Consider the following 25,133-nt stretch of genomic DNA (forward strand, 5'->3'; position numbering starts at 1 on the left):
GACATATTGTTCCTCACATCCGAGGTTCTGGACAGAGCGTGTCGAGGTGACCCACTCTTGCTGGACACATCGTCGCATATGATGCGAATCTGATCCACGGTCGTCCACATCGGTGGCGACTCACCCGAATGTACTCCTCGCCTCTGGAGGCCCTCATGTCGTCACGCCGTATCACGCCGGTCATCGCGCTCGGAGCCACAGCGCTCCTCGCGCTCGCAGGTTGCTCTGGAGGGAACTCGGCGACCGGCGGCGGGCAGTCCGGATCCGACTCCCTCGTCATCGACACCGCGTTCTCGATCGAGACCACCGACCCGGGGCACACCTACGACCCGACCGGCAACATGATCGCGAAGGCCCTGTACGAGACCCTCGTCGACTTCGAGGGCTCCGACGTCTCCACCCCCGTCCCCGGCCTCGCATCGTGGGAGCAGAACGACGAGGCGACCGAGTTCACCTTCACGCTCGACGGCGACCGCGTCTTCTCCGACGGCTCGCCGATCGAGGCGAAGGACGTCGTGTTCTCGCTGCAGCGCATCCAGGGCATGGAAGACGCCAAGCCCAACTTCCTGCTCGGCGGGCTCACCATCACCGAGGTCGACGACAAGACGATCGAGTTCACGTCCGAGACCCCGCTGCTGCAGCTGCCCGCGATCCTCGCGAACCCGGCGCTCGGCATCGTCAACTCCGACGTCGTCATCGAGAACGGCGGCGCGACCGACGGCACCGACTCGGCGCAGAAGTTCCTCGACGGCGCCTCCGCGGGCTCCGGCCCCTTCGTGCTCGACACGCTCGACCTCAGCTCGCAGGTCGTGCTGACCAAGAACGACGAGTACAACGGCGACGAGGCATCCGACTACAAGCGCGTGGTCGTGCGCAACGTCTCGGAGAGCGCCACCCAGCTCGCCAACCTCAAGGGCGGCGACTCCATGGTCGCGATGGACCTGAACGGCGACCAGGTCGCCGGCCTCGGCGACGGCATCACGGTCGACTCCGTCCCCTCCGGCCAGACCATCTTCCTGCTGCTCAACCAGTCCGAGGCCGTCGCCGGTGACCTGGCGAACGTCAAGATCGCCGAGGCGATCCGCTACGCCCTCGACTACGACGCACTGCTGGAGCTGGCCGGTGCCGGTTCCGTGCAGGCGACCGGCGTGATCCCGCCCGGATTCGAGGGCGCCCTCGACGGCGGCGTGGAGCAGGACCTCGACAAGGCGAAGGCCGCGCTCGCCGAGGCCGGCTACACGGGCCAGACCCTCAAGCTGCAGTTCCCGAACGACTACCCGGTCGGCGGCGTGGAGTTCACCCCGCTCGCCGAGCGCGTGCAGGCACAGCTCGAAGACGCCGGCATCACGGTCGACCTCGCCCCCGCGCCCTTCGCGACCGAGCTCGACGCCTACGTCAACGGCACCGAGGGCTTCGGCCTGTGGTTCTGGGGCCCGGACTACGCCGACTCCGCGAACTTCCTGCCCTTCGCCCCCGGTCTGAAGGTCGGCCTCCGCGCCGGCTGGGCAGCCGAGGCCAACCCGGAGATCGCCGGTATCGCCGCCGGTGCCGCCGCCGCGACCGACCCCGACCAGCGCACGGCCGCCTTCACCGAATTCGCCGAGGCGATGCAGGCCGAGGGCCCGTTCGTGCCGCTGATCGTCCCCGGTCGCAACATCTCCTCCGCGGACAGCGTGAAGGGTGCGGTGTACAACTCCGTCTGGGAGATGGACATCGCCGAGATCACGCCGGCCGGCTGAACGGACATCTCATGACGACAGTGGCGGTGCAGAGGCAGGCGCAGCGGCGCCGATCGCCTCTGCTCGGATACCTGCTGCGGCGGGCCGGCACCTCCCTGCTCCTGTTGGTGGGCGTGACGATCGTCACGTTCGCGCTCACCAACCTGGTGCCGGGAGACCCGGTCTCGGCCGCGCTCGGTGAGGGTGCGTCGCAGAACCCCGCGACGCGTGACGCGTTCATCAAGGAGCACGGTCTCGACCAGCCACTGTTCGTGCAGTACTTCATCTATATGGGGAACCTGCTGCGCGGGGACCTCGGCACGTCGCTGGTGACCGGACGCCCGGTCACCAGCGACCTCGCCACCGCGGTGCCGGCGACCATCGAGATCGCGATCGGGGCGATCATCGTCAGCCTCGCGGTCAGCATCGTGCTCGGTACGCTCGCCGCCTACCGCCGCGGACTCGTCACCGACCAGGTCATCCGCGTCGTGACGCTGGTCGGGCTCAGCGTGCCGACCTTCTGGCTGGCACTCGTCAGCTTCTACGTCTTCTTCCTCGAGCTGCGCATCGCACCGGGATCCGGCCGCATCTCCCCGTCGATCACGCCGCCGCCGCGCGTGACGGGGCTCTACACGGTCGACTACCTCCTGGGCGGCGACGCCGTCGGCTTCTTCGACGCCCTCGCGCACCTCGCGCTTCCCGTCATGGTGCTCTCGCTCGTGACCATCGGTCTGCTCACCCGTTTCATCCGCACCTCGGTGCTCGAGGTCCTCGGGAGCGATTACGTGCGCGCCGCCAGAGCCAAGGGGCTCCCGGCCATGCGGGTGATCCTCGACTACGTGCTGCGGGGAGCGTCGCTGCCGATCCTCACGGTGGTGGGTGTCGCGTTCGGCGCTCTGCTGTCGGGCACGGTGCTTGTCGAGTCGGTGTTCGCCTGGCCGGGCCTGGGCACCTACGCCTACAACTCCGCCGCGAACCTCGACCTGCCGGGCATCATGGGCGTCGGTCTCGTGGTCGGCGTCATCTACCTCCTCATCAACTTCATCGTCGACCTGCTGTACGGCGTGCTCGACCCGAGAGTGAGGATCGCATGAGCCGCATCGCCGCCGCCTCCCCGGCCGGGCGCTTCCGCTTCCGCTGGCCCCGCGCCTGGCGCACGCCGCTGGGGATCATCGGCACCGTCATCGCCGGAGCCTGGATCATCGTGGCCTTCACCGCCCAGTGGTGGGTCCCGTACCCGCCGAACGCGCAGGTGCTGCCGCGCCTGCAGCCTCCGGGGATCGACACGCTCCTCGGGACCGACGGCAACGGACGCGACATCTTCTCCCGCCTGATGACCGGCGCCACCGTGAGCCTGCCGCTCGCCCTCATGCTCGTGATCGCGGCCATGATCATCGGCACGCTCATCGGAGCGCTCGCCGGGTACTTCGGCGGCTGGGTCGACGAGACGCTCATGCGCATCACCGACCTGTTCATGGCCTTCCCGACCGTGATCCTCGCGATGGTGGTCACGGCTTCGCTCGGCCCGTCGCTGTTCAACGCGGTGATCGCGGCGATCGTGGTGTCGTGGCCGCAGTACTCCCGTGTCACGCGCAGCATCGTGCTGGGGCTCCGCGGCCAGAACTACGTGATCGCGGGACGACTGCTCGGGCACTCGCCGGCACGCACGCTGTTCGTCGACATCCTCCCGAACATCGCCGGCCCCGTCCTGGTGCTGGCGACGCTCGACATCGGCGCGGCGATCCTCCTGCTCTCCGGACTCTCCTTCCTCGGTCTCGGTGCGCAACCGCCGACGGCCGAGTGGGGGTCGATGATCTCGGGTGCGATGCAGAACTTCGACGCCTGGTGGCTCGGGGTCTTCCCGGGTCTCGCGATCCTGACCGTGGTGCTGGCGTTCAACTTCCTCGGAGATGCGATGCGCGACGTGCTCGACCCGACGGCCGAGATCACGCACGAGAAGGCTGCGGAGCACAAGGCGTCGGCGGGGGTGGCCGCATGAGTGCCCACAGCGCTGTCGCGCAGCAGGACGCGACGCTCAGCATCCGCGATCTGACGGTCGACATCGGGCGTCCGCTCGTCAAGGGTGTCTCCCTCGAACTCGAGGCGGGTCGCATCCACGGTCTGGCCGGAGAATCCGGGTCCGGCAAGACCCTCACCTCGCTCGCCGTTCTGGGACTGCTGCCGCGTCAGGCCCGTACCGGGGGATCGATCCTGCTCGGCGGCGAAGAGCTCCTGGGACTCAACCGGCGCGCGCTCAACAGGGTGCGCGGCAAGCGGATCGCGATGGTGTTCCAGGATCCGTCGGCCTCGCTGCACCCGCAGCTGCCCGTCGGCCGCCAGCTCACCGACCACATGCGGGTGCACCTCGGTCTCAAGGGCGCCGCCGCCCGAGCGCGGGCTGTCGAGCTGCTCGAGACCGTGCAGGTGCCGAACCCGGCCGCGGCCCTGGGGCGCTACCCGCACCAGTTCTCGGGCGGGCAGCGTCAGCGCATCGCGATCGCGTGCGCTCTGGCCTGCGACCCCGAGGTGCTGCTGGCGGATGAGCCCACCACCGCTCTCGACGTCACGGTGCAGGCGGGCATCCTGAAGCTGCTGCGCGACCTCGCGATCGAACGCAACCTCGCCGTGCTCCTCGTGACCCACGACCTCGGTGTCATGAGTGCGATCGCCGACCGTGTGGCGGTCATGAAGGACGGCCGCATCGTGGAACTCGCCGACCGCGAGACGCTGTTCCGCGATCCTCAGCACGAATACACGCGCATGCTGCTCGCGGCCCTCCCGGGTTCGCGCATCGACGAGGCACCGGAAGGGCAGGCCGCAGATGAGTGAGGTCGCAGTCCTCGACGCGCGCGACGTGGTCGTGCGCTACCCGGGCAACCCGCCGGTGATCGCCGTGAACGGAGTGTCGATCAGCGTCGCCGCGGGGGAGACCGTCGCGCTGGTCGGTGAGTCCGGCAGCGGCAAGTCGAGCCTCGCCCGTGCCGTGGTCGGCATCGAGAAGATCGCCGCGGGGACCGTGCTCTTCCGTGACGCCCCGGTGTCGCCGCTCGGCATCCGCCGTCGCTCGATCGCCCTCACCGGCATCCAGATGGTGTTCCAGGACCCGGCGACGTCGCTCAACCCGCGGCGCCGCGTCGGCGACCAGATCGCGGATGGCATCGCCACCGCCCGTGCGCGCGGCGCCGAGGGATCGACCGTGGACGAATGGCTCGAACGCGTCGGATTGCCGACGAACGTGAGCACGCGCTTCCCGCACCAGTTCTCGGGCGGGCAGAAGCAGCGCATCGCGATCGCCAGGGCCCTGGCCGCGCGGCCGTCGCTCCTCGTCGCCGATGAACCGATCTCGGCGCTCGACGCATCGACCCAGACGAGTGTCGCCGGACTCATGCGCGACCTCGTGGCGGAGTCGGGTGCGGGAATGCTGTTCATCTCCCACGACCTGGCCGTGGTGCGGCGCATCGCCGACCGCACGTTCGTGATGTTCGGCGGGCGCGTGCTCGAGTCGGGTCCGACGGATCAGCTCTGGGCGGCACCCGGGCATCCCTACACGCAGGCGCTCCTGGCCGCGATCCCTGAGCCGGACGGATCCGGGCGCATCCCGGTCGCGCCGACGACGGAGGAGCGGATCGTCTGGTCGGAAGTGCCGCCGGTCCTGAACTGAGGTCGCTCGCAACCGATCCGCCCCGACCGGGACGATTCGTCAGCGCACGAGCCTCAACACCGCGTCGCTGCGCGCAGCGACGTTCACCGGACCCGGAGAGAGTCGATCACTCTCGAAGCCCCGCGTCGACCAGCACCGCTCGGGCCGCGCGTTCTCCCGACGCCAGGGCTCCCTGGATCGATGCGGTGTCACGGTGATCGCCGGCGATGTACATCCGCGCGGCGAAGCGCGGCGAGCGGGCCGGCTCCAGGGGCGCCGGTTGGGTCGGGAGTGCGTCGGCGATGTCATCGCGACGAAGCAGCTCCCACGCGCTCACGTCGGTGCCCCAGATCCCGCTCAGATGGCGGCGCACCTCGCTCTCGGTGGAGGGATCGCCGCCGTGCGGAAGCAGACATGTCGCGGCGATGAGATGGCGTCCGGCCGGGGCATACGACGGGACCGTGTTCGTCATCACCACCGTGTTCACGATCGGACCTCGGCGCCGGCCGTCGACGGTGAGCAGTGCGGAGGAGGTCGGCGCTTCGGTGGCGGCGAACCACCAGGTCTGCAGGCCGTTCGTCGCCGGCGTGGAGAGTCCGGTGAGTTCTTCGACCGCCTCCGGCCCGACCGCGACGACGACCCGGGCCGCGTGGAGGGAGTCGCCGCCGGCCACCTCCACCTGCACGCCCTCACCGCGTGAGCGCACGTGTGCGACGGGGGAGCCGAGACGGAGTTCGGCTCCGGCTCTCCGTGCCTGTGCGGCAAGCTGCTCCGGCACCGCAGCGATCCCCTGAGCCGGCAGGCCGGGGCGCCCGAGCGCGAAGTACCGCACCAGCAGCCGCGCGAAGGCGTTCGATGTCACGCCGCGGTCCTCTGCCAGCACCCCGGCGAGGAACGGCTCGAGCACGGCGGTGCGGAGAGGGCCGCGCAGACCCGCGGCATCCCACCCCTCACGTACCGTGACATCGTCCTGCGCGAGACGGGAGAGCGGACGCACCAGAGCCGGCGCCGCCCAGCGCGCGAGCGCGACGGCATCTGCTCCGTTCACCAATCCGCTGCGCAGCGTGGGGATGATCGAGAGTGGATGCCGCAGTGGATGCCGTAGCTCAGCCGTGCCGTGAGCGGTGCGTACCCGCACGCCGACCGGGAAGCTGCGCAGAGCGAGGGCATCCAGATCGATGCTGCGGCGCAGTGCCGGGTAGGCCGGATTCAGCACCTGGAAGCCACGATCCAGCCGGAACCCGTCGACGATGTCGGTGCGCTGGCGGCCTCCGACGGCATCCGAAGCCTCGAGCACCACGACCTCGAGTCCCCGTGACGCGAGAATCCCGCCGCAGCGGAGTCCTGCCAGCCCTGCCCCGATCACGATCACGTCAGGCATTCGCTCCGACCTCTCCTCTGCGGATCGCCGCCGCGCGTCCGCTGATCGCGGCCCGTTCCTCTTCGTCGAGCAGACGTGCATTGCGCACCTGCAGGGCCATCCGCGGATTCGCGGCGAGTGTCGTCTCGTTGCGCATCAGGAAATCCCAGTACAGCGTGGTGATCGGGCAGGCATCCGCTCCGATCCGCTTCTGGGGATCGAACGGGCACGCGCGACAGTGCGGACTCATTCTCGAGATGTAGGCACCGGAAGCGGCGTAGGGCTTGCTCCCCATCAGCCCGCCATCGGCGAACTGGCTCATTCCCATGGTGTTGGGCAGCTCCACCCACTCGACCGCGTCGACATAGACGGCCAGGTACCAGGCGTGCAGGTCGGTCGGCTCGACACCGAGGAGCAGGGCGTAGAGACCGGTCACCATCAGTCGTTGGATGTGGTGGGCGTAGCCGTTGTCCAGTGTGGTGCCGATCGCGTCGGCCAGGCACGCCATCGAGGTGTCACCCGTCCAGTACCACTCCGGCAGCGGTTCGTGTGCGTCGAGCGCATTGTGACGCGCATACTCCGGCATCTGGGTCCAGTAGATTCCGCGCACGTACTCGCGCCATCCGAGGATCTGACGGATGAACCCCTCCGTCGATGCCAGGGGGGCGTGTCCGGCGCGGTAAGCGGCCTCGGCTGCGGCGACCACTTCGCGCGGATGCAGGAGCTTCAGGTTCATGGCGGCGGACAGGTGGGCGTGCCACAACCAAGGTTCCCCCGGCCACATGGCGTCCTGTGCGTCACCGAACCACGGCAGGCGTTCGTCGATGAAGAGCGTCAGGGATTCGAGAGCCTGCGCGCGGCTGACCGGCCATGCGAACGTGTCGAGGCGACCGGGATGATCGGCGAAGCGTGCCGCGACGAGCGTGAGGACGTCGCGGGTGATCTCGTCCGGGGCGAACACGGCTCTCGGTGGCACCATCCCCGGTCCCTGCGCAGGGAAGGCTTTTCGATTCTCGGCGTCGTAGTTCCACGCGCCGCCCTCGGGCTTCCCCTCCGGTGTCATGAGGATCCCGAAGCGTCGGCGCTGTTCGCGATAGAAGTACTCCATGCGGAGCGTGCTGCGCTCACCCACATGCGCCGCGAACTCGCGCACCGTGCAGAAGAAGTGGCGGTCTTCGCGGATCTCCAGAGGGATATCGGCCTGCGCGGCCACCCGTCGCAGCGACTCCAGCACCCGCCAGTCGCCGGGCGCCGTCATCACGAGGGACGCCGGTTCCAGCCGCACGACATCGACGGTCAGCTGATCGGCGAGCGTGCCACGACCTTCCGGGTCGTCGAGCGCGGTGTAGTGGACCACACGCCCGGCGGCGCGCATCTCGGCCGCACTGTGGCGCATGGCGGACAGGAAAAGGGCGGTGCGCTGCTTGCTGCTCCAGACGTGTGTGGATTCCTCGGCGACCTCAGCCATCCACACCGCATCGAGGAGCGGATCGAACCCGTCGAATCCGCTCGCCTCGAGGTCGAGTTGGTCGCCGAGCACGACCACCAGATTGCGGACGGGCTGCATGGCACCAGCGTACGACCGTCACGCATGAGGGGCCGATCGGGGAAGCGCGGCCCACCCCCATGTGTTGACGCGCATCGCGTCCCGGGGTTCCGTTCGCGGCCTCACTGCTCTTCCGCTAGACTGTCAAGGTTGTCTGTCTCGCGGCGTCCATTCGGGATTCCAGAGATCGGCACGTGCACACACCCTCCTGCTCCCGGGAAAGTCCCGAGAGCCGTTCTAGTCCGAAGGAGGTGGGTAAGTGACGCACCAGTACGAACTCATGGTCATTCTGACCCCCGAGATCGACGAGCGCACGGTCGCCCCGACGCTCGACAAGTTCCTGAAGGTCATCACCAACGGTGGTGGCTCGATTGACAAGGTCGACATCTGGGGCAAGCGCCGTCTGGCTTACGAGATCCAGAAGAAGACCGAGGGCATCTACGCCGTCGTCAACTTCACCGCTACCAGCGAGGCCACGCAGGAGCTCGACCGTCAGCTGAAGCTGAACGAGCAGATCATGCGTACCAAGGTCCTCCGCTCGGAAGAGGCTCAGGCGATGGTCGCTTCGGAGGCTAAGCGCTCCGAAGAGAAGGCTGCTCGCAAGGCCGCCAAGGCTGCGAAGGCCTAAGTCCCATGGCCGGCGAAACCGTCATCACCGTGGTGGGAAACCTCACGGCCGACCCCGAGCTGCGCTACACGCAGAACGGGCTGCCGGTGGCGAACTTCACCATCGCATCGACGCCTCGGAACTTCGACCGTGCCGCGAATGAGTGGAAGGACGGCGACGCGCTGTTCCTCCGCGCATCCGTCTGGCGCGAGTTCGCCGAGCACGTGGCGGGTTCGCTGACGAAGGGCATGCGCGTCATCGCGCAGGGCCGTCTGCGTCAGCGCTCCTACCAGGACCGCGAGGGCAACCAGCGCACCGCGATCGAGCTGGAGGTCGACGAGATCGGCCCCTCGCTCCGGTACGCGACCGCGCAGGTCACCCGTGCGGCCTCGACCGGCGGTGCCGGCGGTGCCGGTGGCGGTGGACAGTCCCGTCCCGCGCAGCAGCAGGTGTCGGAGGAGCCGTGGTCCACGCCCGGTTCGTCGACCAGCGCGGATGCCTGGAGCACTCCCGGCAGCTTCGGCGACGACACCCCGTTCTGAACAACTTCTGGATCCGGCCTTCACGGCCGGCATCCGCTCATCACTAAGGAAAAACAATGGCTGGAAAGTCGAGCGGCGACCGCCGCAAGCCGCGGAAGGGTGGCAAGCCCACCGCTCCCGCGAAGTCCATCCGGGTCGGTGTCATCGATTACAAGGATGTCGCCACCCTTCGCAAGTTCGTCTCGGAGCGCGGCAAGATCCGTGCCCGTCGTATCACCGGTGTCTCGGTGCAGGAGCAGCGTCTGATCGCCACGGCGATCAAGAACGCGCGCGAAATGGCGCTCCTGCCCTACGCTGGCGCCGGCCGGTAAGGGGTATCGAGATGGCAAAGCTGATTCTCACGAACGAGGTCGCCGGGCTGGGTAGTGCCGGTGACGTTGTCGAGGTCAAGAACGGGTACGCCCGTAACTTCCTCATCCCGCAGGGCTTCGCTACGGCGTGGACCCGCGGTGGCGAAAAGCAGGTCGCATCGATCCAGGCCGCGCGTCAGGCACGCGCGATCCACGATCGTGACGACGCTGTCGCGCTGAAGAACGCTCTCGAGGGCACCAAGGTGCGCCTCACGGTCAAGGCCGGCAAGGAGGGTCGTCTCTTCGGCTCCGTCAAGACGGACCACGTCGCGGATGCTGTCGCAGCCGCCGGCCTGGGCTCGATCGACAAGCGCAAGGTGCACATCACGTCGCCCATCAAGGTGACCGGTGAGCACGAGGCGACCGTGCGTCTGCACGACGACGTCACCGCAGTGATCACGCTGCAGGTCGTCGCCGCCAAGTAAGGCACGTCGAGAACGCCCCTGTCCTCCGGGACAGGGGCGTTCTGCATTCCCCGGCCCGGTCACTCGTGCGCCTCACCCGTCTCGACCGTGCACCGGCCGTGCACCGGCCGGCGGCTCTCCGACCTCATCGACGGTGTGACCGCTGCAGGCCGCCTTCGTGACGCTGGCCCTCTCGACGCGCGACACGGCGAACCACCGCATGGCGTCACGCAGACGGCACCACCCGACCAGGTACCACTGGCCGTTCGTGGAGGCGAACAGCACGGGCTCGACATCACGCGTTGTCGTGTTCCCGTCTCTGGCCGTGTACCGGAGGCGGACCACCCGCTGGTCCGACATCGCCTCCTCCAGCGCCGACCGGATCGCGCGGGAGGAAGTGGGGGGTGCATCGATCCACACGCGGGGGGCGAGCGCGTCGGCTCGGGCGCGCGTGTGAGGGTCGAGGACATCCAGGATCTTCCGCACACCCGCCGCGGCCAGGTCGGCGTAGGGGGCGTCGGGCGCTGCGGACACGGCAGCCATGAGCGCCACGGCCTGCGCGGGAGACAGGCTCACCGGCGGCAGCGATGCTCCCACGGCCAGGCCGTAGCCGCCTCCGGGACCCGGGCGCGACCACAGCGGTGCGCCGCTGCGCTCCAACGCCGCCAGGTCGCGCTTGACGGTGCGCACGGAGACGTCGAACTCCCGCGCCAGACGCTCGGCCGAGCAGCCCCGCGATCCGCTGCGTCGCAGCATCTCGGACAGGGCATGCAGGCGCTCTGCGCGCTTCACGATTCTGCCTGGAAATTCATGACATAAATAGTGACACACACCTGCCCGCAGTGCGGAACAAGCTGGGGGTATGACACAGACGACGAGCAGCCCGACCATCCTCTTCATCGCCGGCCACTGGTTGGGTGCGTGGGCGTGGGATGAGGTCCTCGAACACCTGAACGCCGCGGGCCCTCGTGCGGTCGCGATGACGCTGCCGGGTCTCGACGCGAACGATCCCGAGCGTGCGACGAAGACGCTCGATGATCAAGCCGCCGGGATCCTGGGGGAGCTCGCCCGGCTCGGTGTCTCAGAGCAGCATCCCGCGATCATCGTCGCGCACAGCGGCGCGAACGCGCCCGTCAGCCTCGTGCTCGATCGGCACCCGGAGCTGTTCGCCCGGGTGGTGTGGGTCGACTCCGGCCCGGTGGCGACGGGGAGCGTGTTCGCGCCCGATCTCCCGGAGCAGGTGGACGAGCTTCCCCTGCCGCCGTTCGAGGTGCTGGGGCAGCAGGCGAGCCTGGAGGGACTGAGCACGGAGGTGCTCGAGCGCTTTCGCGAGCGGGCAGTGCCGCAGCCCGGCCCCGCGCTGCGGCAGCCCGTCGAGCTCGTGGACGATGCGCGTCGCAGGATCCCGACCACGCTCGTGTGCTGCTCGATCTCGGGCACGCAGGTGCGGGAACTGGCGCAGGCGGGTCATCCCATGTTCGCCGAAGTCGCGGAGCTCGACCACCTCGACGTCGTCGACCTGCCGACGGGGCACTGGCCGATGTGGAGTCGTCCCGGCGACCTCGCGGAGCTGATCCAGGCGGTCGCCTCCTCCAGCGACTGAACCCTGCGCCGTGCGGGCCTCAAGCCCGCACGGATGTCGGGAGAATGCACGGAAGTCGGGAGGATCCGGCAGATCCGTACGGGATCCGCGGGAACCTCCCGACATCCGTGCGGCGATCACCGCACCTCAGGGGCGCGCGAGGGGTTACTCCCTGTCGGCCGCCACCTCGAAGACGTCCATCGTCTCCTCGGCAGAGGCGGCACGGCGTTCCTCACGGCGGGCCCGTCGCTCGGCACGCTTGGCGATCCGGCGATCCCGGCTGCGCTCCACGAGCGTGTACAGGACCGGCACCAGCACCAGGGTGAGCAGCGTCGATGACACCAGTCCGCCGATCACCACGATCGCCAACGGCTTCGAGATGAACACGCCACCACCGGTCAGGCCGAGCGACATCGGGACCAGCGCGAACACGGTCGCGGCCGCCGTCATCAGGATCGGACGCAGACGCAGACGCGTTCCGTGCTCCACGGCCTCGTCCAGGCTCGCCCCGGCCACCCGGAGGCGGTTCACGAGGTCCATCAGCACGATGGCGTTCGTCACGACGATGCCGATGAGCATCAGCAGTCCGATCAGCGCCGGAAGCCCCATCGGCGTACCGGTGAGGAGGAGCCCGAGGATCGCACCGGTCGCCGCGAACGGGATCGAGATGAGCAGCACGAGCGGGCCGCGGAAGTTGCGGAACGTCGCCACCATCACCAGCAGCACGAGAACGATGGCCCCCAGCATCGCCAGACCGAGCTGACTGAACGCCTCGTCCTGCTGGGCGGACGCGCCGCCCTGCTCGAACGTGACGCCCGCCGGCAGGTCGGTCTCGGCGATCGCTTCGTCGATCGCCCGGCTGGCCGCCGACAGACCGCCCTTCTCCGGCGTGACCGTCAGGGTGACCTGCCGCTCGCCTTCCGCGCGGGTGATGGTCGGAGCGGTGAGCTCTTCCTCGACCGTGGCGATCGCGGCCAGAGGGATCGCGGTGCCCGTGACCTCGGTGGCCGCCTTCTGCTCCGCCTCGGCGGCTTCGGCCTCGACCTGCTGGGCGGCGGCGTCGGTGCGGCTCTGACGCAGGGCCTTGATCTGCTCGTCCGCCGCCTTGATGCCGGACTGCGCGCCTTCGATCGCGCTCTGCAGTGCCGAGAGCTGCTCGGCGCGCTCCGCCTGCGCCTGGAGCACCGCCTCGTCCTCAGGACTCAGCGGGTCTGCGGGGACGATCGGCGCCGCCGACAGCTCCGCGAGCTGCTTGTTCAGGGCACCGATCTGACCCGCGAGCTCGGCCCGCTGCTTCGTGGCCGTGTTGATCTGCGAGTCGAGTTCTTTCTCGGCCTTTGTCTTGGCCTCGTCGGCCTTGGCCTTGGCTTTGGCCTCGAGTGCGTCGGCGGCGGCCTTCTGCGCCTCGGCCGTCTGCTGGGCCGTGACGGGCAGCATGATCTCGCCGAGCTTGTCGGCGGTTCGTGCCGAGCCCGGCGTGCGCACGACGATGTCGCGCTCCCGACCCTCGTACATGAGGGTGCCGACGGTGGTGCCCGAGAGCGCCTCCTGCACGGCCTTCGCGATCGTGGCCCGGTCGAAGCCGAGGCGCGCGGCCAGCGGCTCGTCGACCTTCACGCGCAGCACCGGCTGCTCGCCCGCGAGCTCGCTCTTCACGGAGCGCACCCCGTCGGCGTCGGCAAGCTGCGTCTCCAGCAGATCGCTCGCGGTCCGCAGCGCGGCCGGGTCGTTGCCCTGGATGGCCAGGGCGATGCCGTCACCGGCACCCGCAAGGGAGGCATCCTGCGAAGCGAGCTCGATCGTGCCGCTGTCGGCAAGACCGTCCAGCGCCTTCTGCACCTTCGACTCGACCGCGGCGACGTCGGCTCCGTCCTTCACCCGCAGGTCGTAGGTGATCGACGTCGGGGTGCCGGGTGTGGGGACCGGGATCGAGGTGGTGATGTCATCGATCTCCGCGATCTTCCCGAGCGTCTTCTCGACCGGCTCCGCGGCGGCGACCAGGTCGGCCGTGGCCTCCTTCGGGGGCGTCTGCACGACCTGCAGGCTCGCCTGACCCGATGAGCCCAGGAAGTCGGTCTGGATGAACGGCGTCATACCCAGCGTCGCGACGAGCAGCAGGGCCGAGGCGACCAGGGTGATGACCGGGTGTCGACGGGTCGCGTTCAGGGCCGGCATGAACGTGCGCTGCAGGCGGTCGGGAGCCGTGTGGATCTCGTCGAGCTCGGACGGCACCTCGTTCTCGTGGGCGAGCGGTGCGTCGTCCGCCGATCCCTCGGACACTGGCTGAGCCGCTTCGGCAGCTGCGGCACGGTGCTTCGGAGCCCTGTTGAGGAACCAGGAGGCGAGCACCGGCACGATCGTGAGCGAGACGACGAGAGAGGCGAGAAGCGCGATCGAGACCGTCACCGCGAACGGCCGGAACAGCTGCCCGGCGATCCCGGAGACGAAGGCGATGGGCAGGAAGACCGCGACGGTCGTGAGCGTCGAGGCGGTGATGGCACCGGCGACCTGACGTACCGAGGCGACGATGCCGTCGATGGTGAGCGGCCCGTCGCCACGTCGTCTCGAGATGTTCTCGATCACCACGATGGAGTCGTCGACGACACGTCCGATGGCGATCGTGAGCGCGCCGAGGGTCAGGATGTTGAGGGTGTTGCCGCTCCACCACAGGCCCACGAGCGTGATCAGCAGCGACAGCGGGATCGACACGGCAGCGATGACCGTCGAGCGCCACGAGCGCAGGAACGCGAGGATCACGAGCACGGCGAAGAGCAGGCCCAGCCCGCCCTCGACGGAGAGGTCGTGGATCGACTGCTCGATGTAGGGCGCCTGGTCGAAGATCGTCACGAACTCGGCCTTGACGATCGGGGCGAGCCGGTCGAGCTCGGCGTTCACGCCGTGCGAGATGTCGACCACGTTGGCTCCCTGCGACGGGATGATCTGGAGCGTGAGCGACGGGTTGCCGTTGACCCGCGAGATGGTCTGCGCCGGCACCGTCTCGATCGAGACGTCGGCGAATTCGGCGACCGTGACGGCTCCCTCGGGCGTGGGCACAGGAAGGGCCTGGATGTCTTCGAGAGTGGCGAGTCGCGACCCCACGGTGATCGACAGAGGCCCCTCGGCGGAATCCGCCTGCCCTGCCGGGAGCGCGGCGCCGTGCGCCTCGAGGATCGGGCCGAGCGTCGAGGGCTCGACCTTCAGCCGTGTGACATCCGCGGGGCGGAGATCGATCGTGATGCGCTGCGTCTCCTGGCCCGCGAGCTCGACGCCGCGCACACCCGGTACGCCCTTGAGCGCCGGGACGACGGTCTGCTGCAGAGCGTCGCCGAACGTCTCCTGGTCGCCGCTGGTACCCGCGCTGAGGACCATCGCGGGCAGATCCCCGGCACCGCCCGACGCCACCTGGACCTCTGTGCCCGAGGGGAAGCTCGGCTTCAACGACTCGGTCGCACTGCGGATCGTGCGCAGGGTCTCCTCGTCGTTCTCCCCGAACGACCACTCGACGAGGATCTGCGCACCCCCGCTGGATGTGGTGGACGTGACGCTCGTCACGCCGGGCACGGCGCGGACGGCCTGCTCGACGGGCTCGGTCACGCTGCTCGCCATCTCTTCGGGCGCGAGACCCTGCGACTGCGCCGAGATGAACGCCATGGGCGCCTGCAGCGACGGCATCAGCTCCTGCTTGAGCGAGCCCATCGAGATCAGGCCGAGAGCGACGATCGCCAGTGTCGCGAGCGACAGGATCAGGCGGTTCTTGAGACTGCTGCGTGTGAGGAACGACATGGAGCGGTGAGGTGCTTTCGGCTGGGTCGCAGCGGCGGGCGAAGTGGCACGCGCGCGACGCGGAAGCCGCCTGTGATCACTCGACCCACGTCGCCCCGTGCCGAATCCTGTGGGTCCGGCTCAGCGCGACGAGAGGCGACTGAGCTCCGGCGACACGATCGACGATTCGAGCCTGCCGGGTCGCGCGCGCCGGGGCATCCTCCCGCAGGGTGATCCTCGTCCCCCCGCGGGAGGACTCGGGCGCCCTGGGCGCGGGATGGCGGCAGGGGCGGCGGCGCGATCCGATTCTGGATCCAGAATGCAGAGTTCGACAGGAGGATCCGATACTCTCGCTCCCATGGTGCAATCAGGGAACGCCGCGTCGCCCAAGGAACGGGCCGAGGCTCTGCAGAAGCTCGCTCAGCGACACGGGGCCGGGTACCGGTCGGTCGGAGCGATGGCCTACGACATCATCCGCGACGCGATCCTCGACGGCACTCTGCCCCCCGGCATGAAGCTGCGCCAGGAGACGCTGGCCGAGTCCATCGGCATCTCGCGGCTCCCGATCCGCTCGGCCCTGATCCAGCTCGAGGCCGACGGGCTCGTGGTCTTCCATGCCCGTCGCGGGGCGATGGTGCGCGCGCTCTCGGTCGATGAGGCGACCGAGGTCTACCACCTGCGGACGCTTCTCGAGAAGGATGCGCTGCGCCTGGCGATGGCGGAGATCACGCCGGAGCGGGTCGCCCGCCTGCGCGAGCTCGCGAAGACGGCCGACGACATCTCCGAGGGCGGGGAGTTCGTCGAGGCCCGCACCGAGTTCTACGCGACGCTCTACGACGCCCAGGCCCGCCCCGTGATGTGGGAGATGATCGAGCAGCTGCGGCTCAAGCTGGGGCGCTACGTGCTCGGCTGGCGGCTGGTGTCTCCCGGCGCGCACGACCACTCGCACGGCGAGCTCATCGACGTCGTGGCGGCGGGCGATGCCGACGAGGCGCTGCGCGTGCTCGAATCGCACCTGAACCACGTGCGCGACGGGGTCATCGCGCTGCTCGACGCCGCGGCGACGGAGGCCGCCGCCGAAGGGGTCTGACACCTGGCGCGAATGCATGACTCCTGCACGGGTGCATGACCGGGTACGCCAGTCCGTTCATGCGAGTGCGCCGGAGTCATGCAGGTGTGACTGGATGACGGCCCGCGCGGGATACCCGCTTCAGGTCACGGTGCCGCGGCGCGCGAATCGCGGTTCACGCCAGATCTCGCTGTGCAGCACGTCCTCCAGCGCATCGACCGCGTCCCACACGTCGGTGTACGAGGTGTAGAGCGGGGTGAACCCGAAGCGGATGAGGTCGGGAGCGCGGAAGTCGCCGATCACTCCTCGCTCAATCAGCGCCTGCATCACCGCGTAGCCGTCTTCGTGGCGGAGCGACACCTGGCTGCCGCGGCGGGCGGACTCCCGAGGGGTGACCGGCTCGATGCCCCAGCGCGGTGTGAGACGGGTGTCGACGAGGGACATGAACAGCTCGGTCAGCCGCAGGCTCTTCTCGCGCAGCAGCTCCATGTCGACGTCGTCCCAGATGTCGAGACTCGCCTCGAGGCCCGCGACCGACAGCAGCTGCGGTGTGCCGACCCGGAAGCGCTCGATCCCCGGTGCGGGGGCGTACTCCACCGTGAAGTCGAACGGCCGGGCGTGGCCGTGCCAGCCGGTCAGGGCAGGGCGGGCCGCATCGTGGTGCCGGGTGGCGGCCCAGATGAACGAGGGCGAGCCGGGCCCGCCGTTGAGGTATTTGTAGGTGCAGCCGACCGCGAAGTCGGCATCCGCGGCGTTCAGGTCGATCGGCACGGCGCCGGCGCTGTGGCACAGATCCCAGACGACCAGGGCTCCCGCCGCGTGTACCTTGCGGGTCACCTCGGCGATGTCGTGCATCCGTCCGGTGCGGTAGTCGACCTGCGTGAGCACCACGACCGCGACGTGATCGTCGAGCACGTCGTCGAGGGTGGGGCCGTCGTCCGAGATCAGTCGGCGCTCCAGGGGCGTCCCGCCGCCGAGCATCTCCTGCACGGCTTCGAGCATGTAGAGATCGGTGGGGAAGTTGCTGCGCTCCGCGATGATCACGCGTCGTCCCGGACGGAGCCTGATCGCCGCAACCACCGCCTGGAACAGGCTCGCCGACGTCGAGTCGCCGAGCACGACCTCGCCGGCGTGCGCCCCGATGAGCGGCGCGATCCGGTCGCCGATCGTGCGCGGCTTGGCGAACCATCCGGCGTCGTTCCAGCTGCGGATGAGGCCGGTGCCCCACTCCTCGGCGATCACCCGCTGCAGGTGCGCCGCGGTGTGCCGCGGCAGCGCACCGAGCGAGTTGCCGTCGAGGTAGATCACGTCGTCGGGCAGCACGAAGCGTTCGCGCATCGGCGCCAGCGGGTCGTTCTCGTCGAGGGCTGCGCAGGTGGCGCGGTCGATCGTGGGGCGGGTGGAGGTCGTGCTCATGGGGGGTCCGTTCGAGGTCGTGCGGGGTCAGCGCCCCAGGAATCGCAGGGCGTTGTCGCGACGGATGGCGCTCTTGTGCGCCTCGTCGAGGAAGTCGGCACGGTCGATGACGCTGCCGACGGGTCGCTCGCCCAGGGGGTAGGGGTAGTCGCTGCCGACCATCACCTGCGAGGCGCCGAGGGTCTCCACCAGCACGCGCAGGGCGACCGGGTCGAACACCACGCTGTCGACGCTGAAGCGATCGAGGTAGGCCGACGGCGGGCGTTCACTGACCCCGATGAGGTCGGGCCGCTGCAGCCAGGCGTTCTCGAACCGGCCCAGCCAGAAGGCGAAGGAGCCGCCGCCGTGCGCGAACGCCAGGCGGAGGGTCGGCGGTACCCGGTCGAACACTCCGCCCAGGATCATCGCGATGATCGACAGGTGCGTCTCGGCGGGCATGCCGGTGAGCCAGCGCGCCATCCAGCGGTCGAGGCGCGGCGAGCCCGGCATGTCCCACGGATGCACGAACACCGGGATGCCGCTGTCGGCGCAGTGCTGCAGGAACATCACCATGCCCTCGTCGTCGAGGTCGCGGTCGCCCACGTGGTTCCCGATCTCGACGCCGGCGTGACCGGAGGCGATCGCGCGATCGGCCTCGGCGCACGCGGCATCCGGATCCTGCAGCGGCACCTGGGCGAAGGGGATCAGCCGATCAGGGGCCGGGGCGCAGATCTCCAGGGCGAGGTCGTTGAAGATGCGGGCGACCTTGACCGCCTCGGCGCCCGACTTGTCGTACGAGAAGAACAGCGGCGTGGGGGAGACCACCTGCATCTCGACGCCGTCGGCATCCATGTCGGCCAGGCGCACGGACGCATCCCAGCAGTCGTCGCCGACGCGCCGGAACTCGGTCTCGCCGAGCATGATCATCGCCTCGCGCTCGGAGTCCACGCGCAGGGTCGGCCAGAGCCCCGGCCCGACCTGTGTCGACAGGTCGGGCCAGGAGCTCGGCACGAAGTGCGTGTGGACGTCGATCGTGCCCAAGGGGCTTCAGCCCTTGCCGGGGTGGACGGTGCCGCACTCCGGGCAGGTACGCCCCTCTTCGCTCTCGTAGAAGTCTCGGAAGACCGGCGGCAGATCCTCGACGATGTCGCGCACCTGCAGCTCGACCTCGTGCACCTTGGCGTTGCAGTTCGGGCAGAACCAGGCGAACTTCTCGAGCGTGCCCTCTTCGCGGATGCGCTCGATCACGATGCCGATGGAGCCCTCTTCCGGGCGCTGCGGGGAGTGGAACACGTTGCCGGGCAGCAGCCACATCTCGCCCTCGCGGATGTCGATGCGCTGCGGGCCGTCGGGCGTCTGGATGTTCACGTGCATGTTGCCGCGGTACTGGTAGAACCACTCCTCGTAGGGGTCGAAGTGGAAGTCGGTGCGCTTGTTGGGGCCGCCGACGACCTGCACGATGAAGTCGCCCATGGGCGTCCACGCGGCCTTGTTGTTGACCGGCGGCTTCAGGAGGTGCTCGTTCTCCTTGATCCATGCGGCGAAATCGATGACGGGTGGGATGGTGCTCATTTCTCCTCCTCGAGAGTGGCAACGGTGGTGCGGTCGACAGCGGTGTCGTCGGTGGGGGTTTCGGGGCGCCGTGCGATCGCCTGGATCTCGATGCGCAGGTGCGGATGAGGCAGCGCATGAACGGCCACCGTCGTGCGGGCGGGGCCCTGCTCGTCGAAGTACTCGGCCCAGACGGCGTTGTAGGCGGCGAAGTCGTTCATGTCGACGAGGAAGCTCGTCGCCTGCACCAGATCGTCGAGGCCGCACCCGGCGGCGGCGAGCACGGCCCGGATGTTCTCGATGACCGCGCGGGTCTGCACCGCGACGTCGAGACGCGTCGCGCCGAACTCGTCGACCTCCGCTCCGGCGATCGTGTTGTCGGGCCGCCTGCTCGATGTGCCGGAGACGAAGACGAGGTCGCCGGAGACCTTGGCGTGCGGGAAGCGGCCGCGGGGGGTCGCTTTGCCCTCGACGAGGATGCCGCCTGATCCGGTCATCGTGATCCCTCCGTGAGGCTGTCTGATCCCTCGTGCGTGCGGATGCCGACCCGCCCGAGCCCGGTGATCGTCGCCTCGACGACGCCGTGGTCCGGCAGGGGGACGGCGGCGGTCGCGGCTCCGGCGAGCAGCACCATGCCGGCGCGGAGCGCGAACCCGTGGGCCGCGGCGAGCCGGGCTGCGGCGGCGATGGCACGGCCGGGATCGCCCAGGATCGCCGCGGTCGATCCGGTCGCCGCCACCCTGCCGTCGACCTCGAGCCGCACGGCGTGGTTGTCGAGAGTGCCGGCCTGCTCGAACGGCGTCCACGGACCGATCACGTAGCCGGCCGCCGAGGTGTTGTCGGCCACGACGTCGGACAGGCTGAAGCGGAAGTCGCGGTAGCGGGAGTCGATGATCTCCAGCGCGGGAGCGACCGCGGCGACGATCTCCGCCAGCGGAAGAGCGGTGTCGACGCCGTCGATGTCGGCGGCGAGAAGGTAGGCCACTTCGGGCTCGATGCGCGGGTGGATGGCGGACCGGCGGTCGAACACCGCGTCATCGTCGAGGCGCATCGCATCGGTGAGGGTGCCCATGATCACATCGTGCACGCCCATCTGCTGCGCCTTCGCCTGGCTCGTGAAGCCGAGCTTGAGGCCGGTGACGCGCTCGCCGCGGGCGAGTCGGCGGGCGATCAGCGCGTGCTGTGTGGCGTACGCGGTGTCGAGCCCGACCTCCTCGGTCGAGGAGAGCTGGCTGATGGCGGTCGCGGTGCGCTGGGCGGTGTCGAGAGCGGCGGCGAACACGGCGTCGGCGGTCATGCGGTCACCCCCGAGCGTGCGGCGACGAGGTCGAGAGCGACGTCGACGATCATGTCCTCCTGGCCGCCGACCATGCGGCGGCGTCCCAACTCCACGAGGATGTCACGGGCATCGAGGCCGTGCTTCTCCGCTGCGCGCTCGGCGTGCAGCAGGAAGCTCGAGTACACCCCCGCGTAGCCCAGAGTGAGGGTCTCCCGGTCGACGCGAACGGGGCGGCCCTGCAGCGGACGCACCAGCTCCTCCGCCGCATCCTGCAGCGCGAACAGGTCGCAGCCGTGCTCCCAGCCGAGCAGGTCGGCCACCGCGATGAAGGCCTCGATCGGGCAGTTGCCCGCCCCGGCGCCCTGCCCTGCGAGCGAGGCATCGACCCGATACACGCCGTGCTCGACGGCCGTGACGCTGTTGGCCACGCTCAGCGACAGGTTCTCGTGCGCGTGGATGCCTATCTGCGTGCCGGGGTCGAGCACCTCGCGGTAGGCATCGACGCGCTCGGCCACGTCGCGCATCGTGAGGCGTCCGCCCGAGTCGGTGACGTACACGCAGTGCGCTCCCGCCGCCTCCATGATCTTCGCCTGCTCGGCGAGGCCGTGCGGGTCGTTGAGATGGCTCATCATCAGGAAGCCCGAGACATCCATGCCGTGCTCGCGCGCCCAGGTGATGTGCTGGATCGCGACGTCGGCCTCGGTGCAGTGCGTCGCGACCCGCACGCTCGCGACACCCAGGTCGCGGGCGCGGGCGAGGTCGTCGATCGTGCCGATGCCGGGCAGGATCAGGGTGGTCAGCACGGCACGGTCGAGCACCTCTGCCGCCGCCTCGATCCACTGCCAGTCGGTGTGCGCGCCCTGTCCGTAGGCCACGCTCGATCCGCCGAGGCCGTCGCCGTGAGCGACCTCGATGGCATCGACGCCCGCGGCTTCGAGAGCACGGGCGATGCCCTGCACCTGGTCGGTGGTGTAGCCGTGGCCGATGGCGTGCATGCCGTCGCGGAGGGTGACGTCCTGCACGTACACGCGGGGAGGAGCGGTGGTCATGCGGAAACCCCTGTCCGTTGGGCGACGAGTCGCTCGGCCGTGCGAAGGGCTGCCGAGGTCATGATGTCGAGATTGCCCGCGTACTCCGGAAGATAGTGGCCGGCGCCGGCGACTTCCAGCAGGACGCTCACGCGCGTGCCGCGGAACGGCCGGTCGAGTGCGGGCACGTAGGCCTCGTCGACCGCATCGAACTGCACCTGCTGCTTGAGCCGATATCCGCCGACGTAGGCCTGAACGTCGGCGACCATGTCGGCGATCGAGGCGCTCACGGCATCGCGATCCAGAGAGGTGGGGTCGCCCTCGACCAGGCAGAAGACCGTGTCGCGCATGATGAGCGGTGGGTCGGCGGGGTTGAGCACGATGATGGCCTTGCCGTGGTCGGCGCCGCCGATCACCTCCAGTGCACGGGCGGTCGTCTCGGTGAACTCGTCGATGTTCGCCCTGGTTCCGGGGCCGGCCGACTTCGAGGCGATGGAGGCGACGATCTCGGCGTAGGCCACCGGGGCGACGCGCGACACCGCTGCCACCATCGGCACCGTGGCCTGGCCACCGCAGGTGACCATGTTCACGTTGGTCGCACCGAGATGCGCTTCGAGGTTGACGACCGGCACGACATAGGGGCCGATCGCCGCCGGGGTCAGATCGACCATGAGGCGTCCGGCGTTGCGCACGAGCGCGTCGTTGCGGGCGTGGGCTCCGGCCGAGGTCGCGTCGAACACGAGCTCGACATCGGCGAACTCGGGCATCGCGATCAGCCCGTCCACGCCCTCGTGGGTGGTGGCGACACCGAGCCGTCGCGCGCGGGCGAGGCCGTCGGACTGCTCGTCGATCCCGGCCATAGCGACCACGTGCAGCGTGGTCGAGAGCCGCTTGACCTTGATGAGCAGGTCGGTGCCGATGTTGCCCGAGCCGATGATGGCGATGCCGACGGTCATGCCGCAGCCCCTTCCGTTGTCGTTCCGGATGCCGCGCCGACGAAGTCGGCACAGACCTCGCCGAGACCGTCGAGCCGCGCGCGGAACACCCCCGCGGTCGCGTCGACCATAGGGCCGAGGGCCCCGGAGAGGATCACCTCGCCCGCGCGCAGCGGCTGTCCGCGGCGGGCGACTTCACGCGCCAACCACGCCACGGCGATCACGGGGCTGCCGAGGCACGCGGCACCCGACCCCGTCGAGACCGGTCGCCCCTCGCGGTCGAGCGACATGCCGAGCGCGGTCAGGTCGAAGCCGTCGAGGCGTCGCGGCGTGGTGCCGAGCACGACCGCCCCGCTGGAGGCGTTGTCGGCGATGGTGTCGGTGATGCGGATGTCCCACCCGGCCACGCGGGAGTCGACGACCTCGATCGCGGGCAGCACGAACTCCGTGGCACGGATCACCTCGGCGACGTGCGTGGTGGGGGAGTCGAGGTCGCTGCCCAGCACGAAGGCGACCTCGGCCTCGGCGCGCGGTTGCAGGAAGCGTGCGAGGTCGATCGGCTCGCGGTCGGTGAACATCATGTCATCCAGCAGCACGCCGTAGTCGGGGCTGTCCACCCCGAGCTGCGCTTGCACGGCGGGGGAGGTGAGGCCGATCTTGCGCCCGACGATGCGGCGGCCATCGTCGAGACGGCGCGCGATGCCGAGCGACTGCACCGCGTACGCGGCATCCTGATCAGTCTCGCCGAGAAGGTCGCGCACCGGTGCGCACGGGCGTGCGGACTCGGCCGCGAGCCGCAGCCGTTCGTCCGCCAGGTGCACGGCGTCGGGGAGGCCGGTCACAGCTGCACGCACACGTTCGTCGGCTCGGTGTAGAACTCCAGCGAGTGGTGCCCGCCCTCGCGGCCAATGCCGGAGAGCCCGACACCGCCGAACGGGCTGCGCAGGTCTCGCAGGTACCAGGTGTTGACCCACGACATGCCGGTGCGCATCTGCTGGGCCACGCGGTGTCCGCGGGTGAGATCGGTGGTCCAGGTGACGGCGGCGAGCCCGTAGTCGGTGTCGTTCGCGAGCGCGACCGCCTCCTCCTCGGTGTCGAAGGGGATGAGGGCGGCGACGGGACCGAACACCTCTTCGCGCACGGTGCGGTGGCTGTTGTCGAGGCCTGTCCACAGAGTGGGCTCGATCCAGGACCCGCCGTCGAGTCCGTCGCCCAGGGTCGGGATGCCACCGCCAGCGAGCACGGTCGCGCCCTCGGCGACGGCGAGGTCGAAGTAGGAGCGCACCTTGTCGCGGTGGGCCTGGGAGATGAGCGGACCGGTGGTCGTCGCCGGATCCTCCGGGCGCCCCAGACGCAGGCGGGCGGCGTGCTCGGCGAGACCGGCCGCCACGTCGTCGAAGACCGCGCGCTGCACGTAGATGCGCTCGGTGCACAGGCAGACCTGGCCGGTGTTGAGGTAGGTCGAGCGGGCGAGGCCGGCGACCGCGGCGTCGAGGTCGGCGTCGGCGAAGACCAGCGCGGCGTTCTTGCCGCCCAGCTCGAACGACACGGGACGCACCCTCGGTGCGACCGCCCGCATGATCGCGGAACCGGTGGACGACTCGCCGGTGAAGGTGACCCCGTCGATGCCGGGGTGCGACGTGAGCGCTTCGCCCGCGGAGCCTGCGCCGAAGCCGTGCACGACGTTGACCACCCCGGCGGGGACACCCGCTTCGGCGAGGATCTCGGCCAGCAGGGTGGCCGACGACGGCGTCTCCTCCGAGGGCTTGATGACGACGGTGTTGCCGGTGGCGAGGGCCGGAGCCAGCTTCCACGTGAGCAGCAGCAGGGGCAGGTTCCACGGCACGATCACGGCGACGACCCCGAGTGGCTTGCGCACCGCGTAGTTGAGTGCGCGGCGGCCGTCGGGCAGCTCGGTCAGGAACGAGTCGAGTCCGGCGGTCGAGACCGTGTCGGCGAAGGAGCGGAAGTTCGCAGCGGCGCGCGCCACATCGAGGTCGCGGGCCAGGGCCTCGGGCTTGCCCGTGTCGCCCACCTCGGCCGCGACGAGCTCGTCGGCCCGACGGTCGATCGCGTCGGCCACCCCGCGCAGCAGACGGGCGCGCTCGGCGACGGTCATCCGCCCCCACGGTCCGTCGAACGCCGCGCGGGCAGCCGCCACGGCGCGGTCCACCTGCTCGGTGCCCGCCTCGTGCACCTCGGCGATGATCGATCCGTCGACCGGGCTGATCTTCGTGAAGGTGCCGATGCCCTCCACGCGCTCGCCGGCGATCATGTTGTGGATCGCGCGGGGCGCCCGCTCCTGCTCGGCGGCACGGAGGGGAGGCGTCATCGTCTCGGAAGGCATGGGCTCAGGCTAGGAAGG

The 25,133-nt window shown here is 69.6% G+C and carries 24 protein-coding genes; 11 read left to right on the plus strand and 13 right to left on the minus strand.

Annotated elements, in window-relative coordinates:
• The first annotated feature begins 155 nt into the window (after positions 1–155).
• The 5 genes from F6W70_RS17150 to F6W70_RS17170 are packed head-to-tail and all read left to right on the plus strand — an operon-like array spanning position 156 to position 5,379.
• On the plus strand, positions 156–1,739 hold the full coding sequence (locus F6W70_RS17150) for an ABC transporter substrate-binding protein (RefSeq protein WP_055871407.1): 1,584 nt from the start codon (positions 156–158) through the stop codon (positions 1,737–1,739).
• 11 nt (positions 1,740–1,750) lie between these two features.
• On the plus strand, positions 1,751–2,812 hold the full coding sequence (locus tag F6W70_RS17155) for an ABC transporter permease (RefSeq protein WP_055871404.1): 1,062 nt from the start codon (positions 1,751–1,753) through the stop codon (positions 2,810–2,812).
• The gene (locus F6W70_RS17160; RefSeq protein ID WP_055875340.1) at positions 2,809–3,717 is read left to right on the plus strand and encodes an ABC transporter permease; all 909 of its coding nucleotides are present in this window, start codon (positions 2,809–2,811) and stop codon (positions 3,715–3,717) included. The genes F6W70_RS17155 and F6W70_RS17160 overlap by 4 nt, the downstream gene beginning before the upstream one ends.
• Entirely contained in the window at positions 3,714–4,547 is an 834-nt protein-coding gene (locus F6W70_RS17165; protein WP_151487425.1) for an ABC transporter ATP-binding protein, read from the plus strand. The genes F6W70_RS17160 and F6W70_RS17165 overlap by 4 nt, the downstream gene beginning before the upstream one ends.
• On the plus strand, positions 4,540–5,379 hold the full coding sequence (locus F6W70_RS17170; RefSeq protein ID WP_055871395.1) for an ABC transporter ATP-binding protein: 840 nt from the start codon (positions 4,540–4,542) through the stop codon (positions 5,377–5,379). Before F6W70_RS17165 ends, F6W70_RS17170 begins: the two co-directional genes overlap by 8 nt.
• 106 nt (positions 5,380–5,485) lie before the next feature.
• Here the strand turns inward: F6W70_RS17170 and F6W70_RS17175 are convergent, their stop codons facing one another.
• Positions 5,486–6,739, minus strand: coding sequence for an NAD(P)/FAD-dependent oxidoreductase (locus F6W70_RS17175; protein ID WP_151487426.1), 1,254 nt, complete (start codon positions 6,737–6,739; stop codon positions 5,486–5,488).
• Entirely contained in the window at positions 6,732–8,285 is a 1,554-nt protein-coding gene (locus F6W70_RS17180; RefSeq protein WP_151487427.1) for a cryptochrome/photolyase family protein, read from the minus strand. Before F6W70_RS17180 ends, F6W70_RS17175 begins: the two co-directional genes overlap by 8 nt.
• A gap of 238 nt (positions 8,286–8,523) precedes the next feature.
• On the opposite strand from F6W70_RS17180, the gene rpsF reads away from it, so the two are divergent.
• Genes rpsF through rplI form a run of 4 tightly spaced genes read left to right on the plus strand, consistent with a single transcriptional unit; the run spans position 8,524 to position 10,188 of the window.
• Positions 8,524–8,892, plus strand: coding sequence for a 30S ribosomal protein S6 (gene rpsF / locus F6W70_RS17185; protein WP_151487428.1), 369 nt, complete (start codon positions 8,524–8,526; stop codon positions 8,890–8,892).
• 5 nt (positions 8,893–8,897) lie between these two features.
• Positions 8,898–9,413 (plus strand): single-stranded DNA-binding protein, encoded by a 516-nt coding sequence (locus F6W70_RS17190; protein WP_021201451.1) that lies wholly within the window; start codon positions 8,898–8,900, stop codon positions 9,411–9,413.
• A gap of 56 nt (positions 9,414–9,469) precedes the next feature.
• Positions 9,470–9,724, plus strand: a complete 255-nt coding sequence (gene rpsR, locus F6W70_RS17195) for a 30S ribosomal protein S18 (protein ID WP_017829850.1) — start codon at positions 9,470–9,472, stop codon at positions 9,722–9,724.
• An 11-nt stretch (positions 9,725–9,735) separates the two neighbouring features.
• Positions 9,736–10,188, plus strand: coding sequence for a 50S ribosomal protein L9 (gene rplI, locus F6W70_RS17200; RefSeq protein ID WP_017829849.1), 453 nt, complete (start codon positions 9,736–9,738; stop codon positions 10,186–10,188).
• A gap of 72 nt (positions 10,189–10,260) precedes the next feature.
• Here the strand turns inward: rplI and F6W70_RS17205 are convergent, their stop codons facing one another.
• Positions 10,261–10,959 (minus strand): helix-turn-helix transcriptional regulator, encoded by a 699-nt coding sequence (locus tag F6W70_RS17205; RefSeq protein ID WP_151487429.1) that lies wholly within the window; start codon positions 10,957–10,959, stop codon positions 10,261–10,263.
• Positions 10,960–11,029: 70 nt separating this feature from the next.
• Between F6W70_RS17205 and F6W70_RS17210 the strand changes: the two genes are divergently transcribed.
• Positions 11,030–11,770, plus strand: coding sequence for an alpha/beta fold hydrolase (locus tag F6W70_RS17210; RefSeq protein ID WP_151487430.1), 741 nt, complete (start codon positions 11,030–11,032; stop codon positions 11,768–11,770).
• A gap of 144 nt (positions 11,771–11,914) precedes the next feature.
• Here F6W70_RS17210 and F6W70_RS17215 read toward each other — a convergent pair whose 3' ends face one another.
• On the minus strand, positions 11,915–15,532 hold the full coding sequence (locus F6W70_RS17215) for an efflux RND transporter permease subunit (protein ID WP_151487431.1): 3,618 nt from the start codon (positions 15,530–15,532) through the stop codon (positions 11,915–11,917).
• A 337-nt stretch (positions 15,533–15,869) separates the two neighbouring features.
• On the opposite strand from F6W70_RS17215, the gene F6W70_RS17220 reads away from it, so the two are divergent.
• Positions 15,870–16,601 carry a GntR family transcriptional regulator gene (locus tag F6W70_RS17220; RefSeq protein ID WP_055875316.1) on the plus strand — a complete coding sequence of 244 codons (732 nt, stop codon included), beginning with the start codon at positions 15,870–15,872 and terminating at the stop codon, positions 16,599–16,601.
• A gap of 120 nt (positions 16,602–16,721) precedes the next feature.
• Here the strand turns inward: F6W70_RS17220 and kynU are convergent, their stop codons facing one another.
• The 9 genes from kynU to F6W70_RS17265 are packed head-to-tail and all read right to left on the minus strand — an operon-like array spanning position 16,722 to position 25,115.
• Positions 16,722–17,996, minus strand: a complete 1,275-nt coding sequence (gene kynU, locus F6W70_RS17225) for a kynureninase (protein WP_151487433.1) — start codon at positions 17,994–17,996, stop codon at positions 16,722–16,724.
• Between the two features lie 27 nt (positions 17,997–18,023).
• On the minus strand, positions 18,024–19,016 hold the full coding sequence (locus F6W70_RS17230; protein WP_151487434.1) for an amidohydrolase family protein: 993 nt from the start codon (positions 19,014–19,016) through the stop codon (positions 18,024–18,026).
• Between the two features lie 6 nt (positions 19,017–19,022).
• Complete coding sequence (locus tag F6W70_RS17235) at positions 19,023–19,547, minus strand: 3-hydroxyanthranilate 3,4-dioxygenase (RefSeq protein WP_055875308.1); 525 nt, start codon at positions 19,545–19,547, stop codon at positions 19,023–19,025.
• Positions 19,544–20,023 carry a RidA family protein gene (locus F6W70_RS17240; RefSeq protein ID WP_151487435.1) on the minus strand — a complete coding sequence of 160 codons (480 nt, stop codon included), beginning with the start codon at positions 20,021–20,023 and terminating at the stop codon, positions 19,544–19,546. Before F6W70_RS17240 ends, F6W70_RS17235 begins: the two co-directional genes overlap by 4 nt.
• Positions 20,020–20,823 (minus strand): 2-keto-4-pentenoate hydratase, encoded by an 804-nt coding sequence (locus F6W70_RS17245; RefSeq protein WP_151487436.1) that lies wholly within the window; start codon positions 20,821–20,823, stop codon positions 20,020–20,022. The genes F6W70_RS17240 and F6W70_RS17245 overlap by 4 nt, the downstream gene beginning before the upstream one ends.
• A complete protein-coding gene (dmpG, locus tag F6W70_RS17250; RefSeq protein WP_151487437.1) occupies positions 20,820–21,854 on the minus strand; it encodes a 4-hydroxy-2-oxovalerate aldolase in 1,035 nt (344 codons plus the stop codon). The genes F6W70_RS17245 and dmpG overlap by 4 nt, the downstream gene beginning before the upstream one ends.
• Entirely contained in the window at positions 21,851–22,789 is a 939-nt protein-coding gene (locus F6W70_RS17255; RefSeq protein WP_151487438.1) for an acetaldehyde dehydrogenase (acetylating), read from the minus strand. The genes dmpG and F6W70_RS17255 overlap by 4 nt, the downstream gene beginning before the upstream one ends.
• On the minus strand, positions 22,786–23,610 hold the full coding sequence (locus F6W70_RS17260) for a 2-keto-4-pentenoate hydratase (protein WP_318278940.1): 825 nt from the start codon (positions 23,608–23,610) through the stop codon (positions 22,786–22,788). Before F6W70_RS17260 ends, F6W70_RS17255 begins: the two co-directional genes overlap by 4 nt.
• Entirely contained in the window at positions 23,607–25,115 is a 1,509-nt protein-coding gene (locus F6W70_RS17265) for a 2-hydroxymuconic semialdehyde dehydrogenase (protein WP_235563220.1), read from the minus strand. Before F6W70_RS17265 ends, F6W70_RS17260 begins: the two co-directional genes overlap by 4 nt.
• Between the last annotated feature and the right edge of the window lie 18 nt (positions 25,116–25,133).

Origin of the sequence: Microbacterium maritypicum (assembly GCF_008868125.1) — a bacterium.
Taxonomy (GTDB): domain Bacteria; phylum Actinomycetota; class Actinomycetes; order Actinomycetales; family Microbacteriaceae; genus Microbacterium; species Microbacterium maritypicum.

What these genes read in the sequence shown, in the direction of transcription:
- F6W70_RS17150 (WP_055871407.1), top strand. Translation starts at nt 156, where the DNA reads ATGTCGTCACGCCGTATCACGCCGGTCATCGCGCTCGGAGCCACAGCG.
- F6W70_RS17175 (WP_151487426.1), bottom strand. Translation starts at nt 6,739, where the DNA reads ATGCCTGACGTGATCGTGATCGGGGCAGGGCTGGCAGGACTCCGCTGC.
- F6W70_RS17220 (WP_055875316.1), top strand. Translation starts at nt 15,870, where the DNA reads ATGGTGCAATCAGGGAACGCCGCGTCGCCCAAGGAACGGGCCGAGGCT.
- rpsR (WP_017829850.1), top strand. Translation starts at nt 9,470, where the DNA reads ATGGCTGGAAAGTCGAGCGGCGACCGCCGCAAGCCGCGGAAGGGTGGC.
- F6W70_RS17215 (WP_151487431.1), bottom strand. Translation starts at nt 15,532, where the DNA reads ATGTCGTTCCTCACACGCAGCAGTCTCAAGAACCGCCTGATCCTGTCG.
- F6W70_RS17210 (WP_151487430.1), top strand. Translation starts at nt 11,030, where the DNA reads ATGACACAGACGACGAGCAGCCCGACCATCCTCTTCATCGCCGGCCAC.
- F6W70_RS17160 (WP_055875340.1), top strand. Translation starts at nt 2,809, where the DNA reads ATGAGCCGCATCGCCGCCGCCTCCCCGGCCGGGCGCTTCCGCTTCCGC.
- kynU (WP_151487433.1), bottom strand. Translation starts at nt 17,996, where the DNA reads ATGAGCACGACCTCCACCCGCCCCACGATCGACCGCGCCACCTGCGCA.
- F6W70_RS17245 (WP_151487436.1), bottom strand. Translation starts at nt 20,823, where the DNA reads ATGACCGCCGACGCCGTGTTCGCCGCCGCTCTCGACACCGCCCAGCGC.
- F6W70_RS17265 (WP_235563220.1), bottom strand. Translation starts at nt 25,115, where the DNA reads ATGCCTTCCGAGACGATGACGCCTCCCCTCCGTGCCGCCGAGCAGGAG.
- F6W70_RS17165 (WP_151487425.1), top strand. Translation starts at nt 3,714, where the DNA reads ATGAGTGCCCACAGCGCTGTCGCGCAGCAGGACGCGACGCTCAGCATC.
- F6W70_RS17235 (WP_055875308.1), bottom strand. Translation starts at nt 19,547, where the DNA reads ATGAGCACCATCCCACCCGTCATCGATTTCGCCGCATGGATCAAGGAG.
- dmpG (WP_151487437.1), bottom strand. Translation starts at nt 21,854, where the DNA reads ATGACCACCGCTCCTCCCCGCGTGTACGTGCAGGACGTCACCCTCCGC.
- F6W70_RS17240 (WP_151487435.1), bottom strand. Translation starts at nt 20,023, where the DNA reads ATGACCGGATCAGGCGGCATCCTCGTCGAGGGCAAAGCGACCCCCCGC.
- F6W70_RS17155 (WP_055871404.1), top strand. Translation starts at nt 1,751, where the DNA reads ATGACGACAGTGGCGGTGCAGAGGCAGGCGCAGCGGCGCCGATCGCCT.
- F6W70_RS17255 (WP_151487438.1), bottom strand. Translation starts at nt 22,789, where the DNA reads ATGACCGTCGGCATCGCCATCATCGGCTCGGGCAACATCGGCACCGAC.
- F6W70_RS17190 (WP_021201451.1), top strand. Translation starts at nt 8,898, where the DNA reads ATGGCCGGCGAAACCGTCATCACCGTGGTGGGAAACCTCACGGCCGAC.
- F6W70_RS17170 (WP_055871395.1), top strand. Translation starts at nt 4,540, where the DNA reads ATGAGTGAGGTCGCAGTCCTCGACGCGCGCGACGTGGTCGTGCGCTAC.
- rplI (WP_017829849.1), top strand. Translation starts at nt 9,736, where the DNA reads ATGGCAAAGCTGATTCTCACGAACGAGGTCGCCGGGCTGGGTAGTGCC.
- F6W70_RS17180 (WP_151487427.1), bottom strand. Translation starts at nt 8,285, where the DNA reads ATGCAGCCCGTCCGCAATCTGGTGGTCGTGCTCGGCGACCAACTCGAC.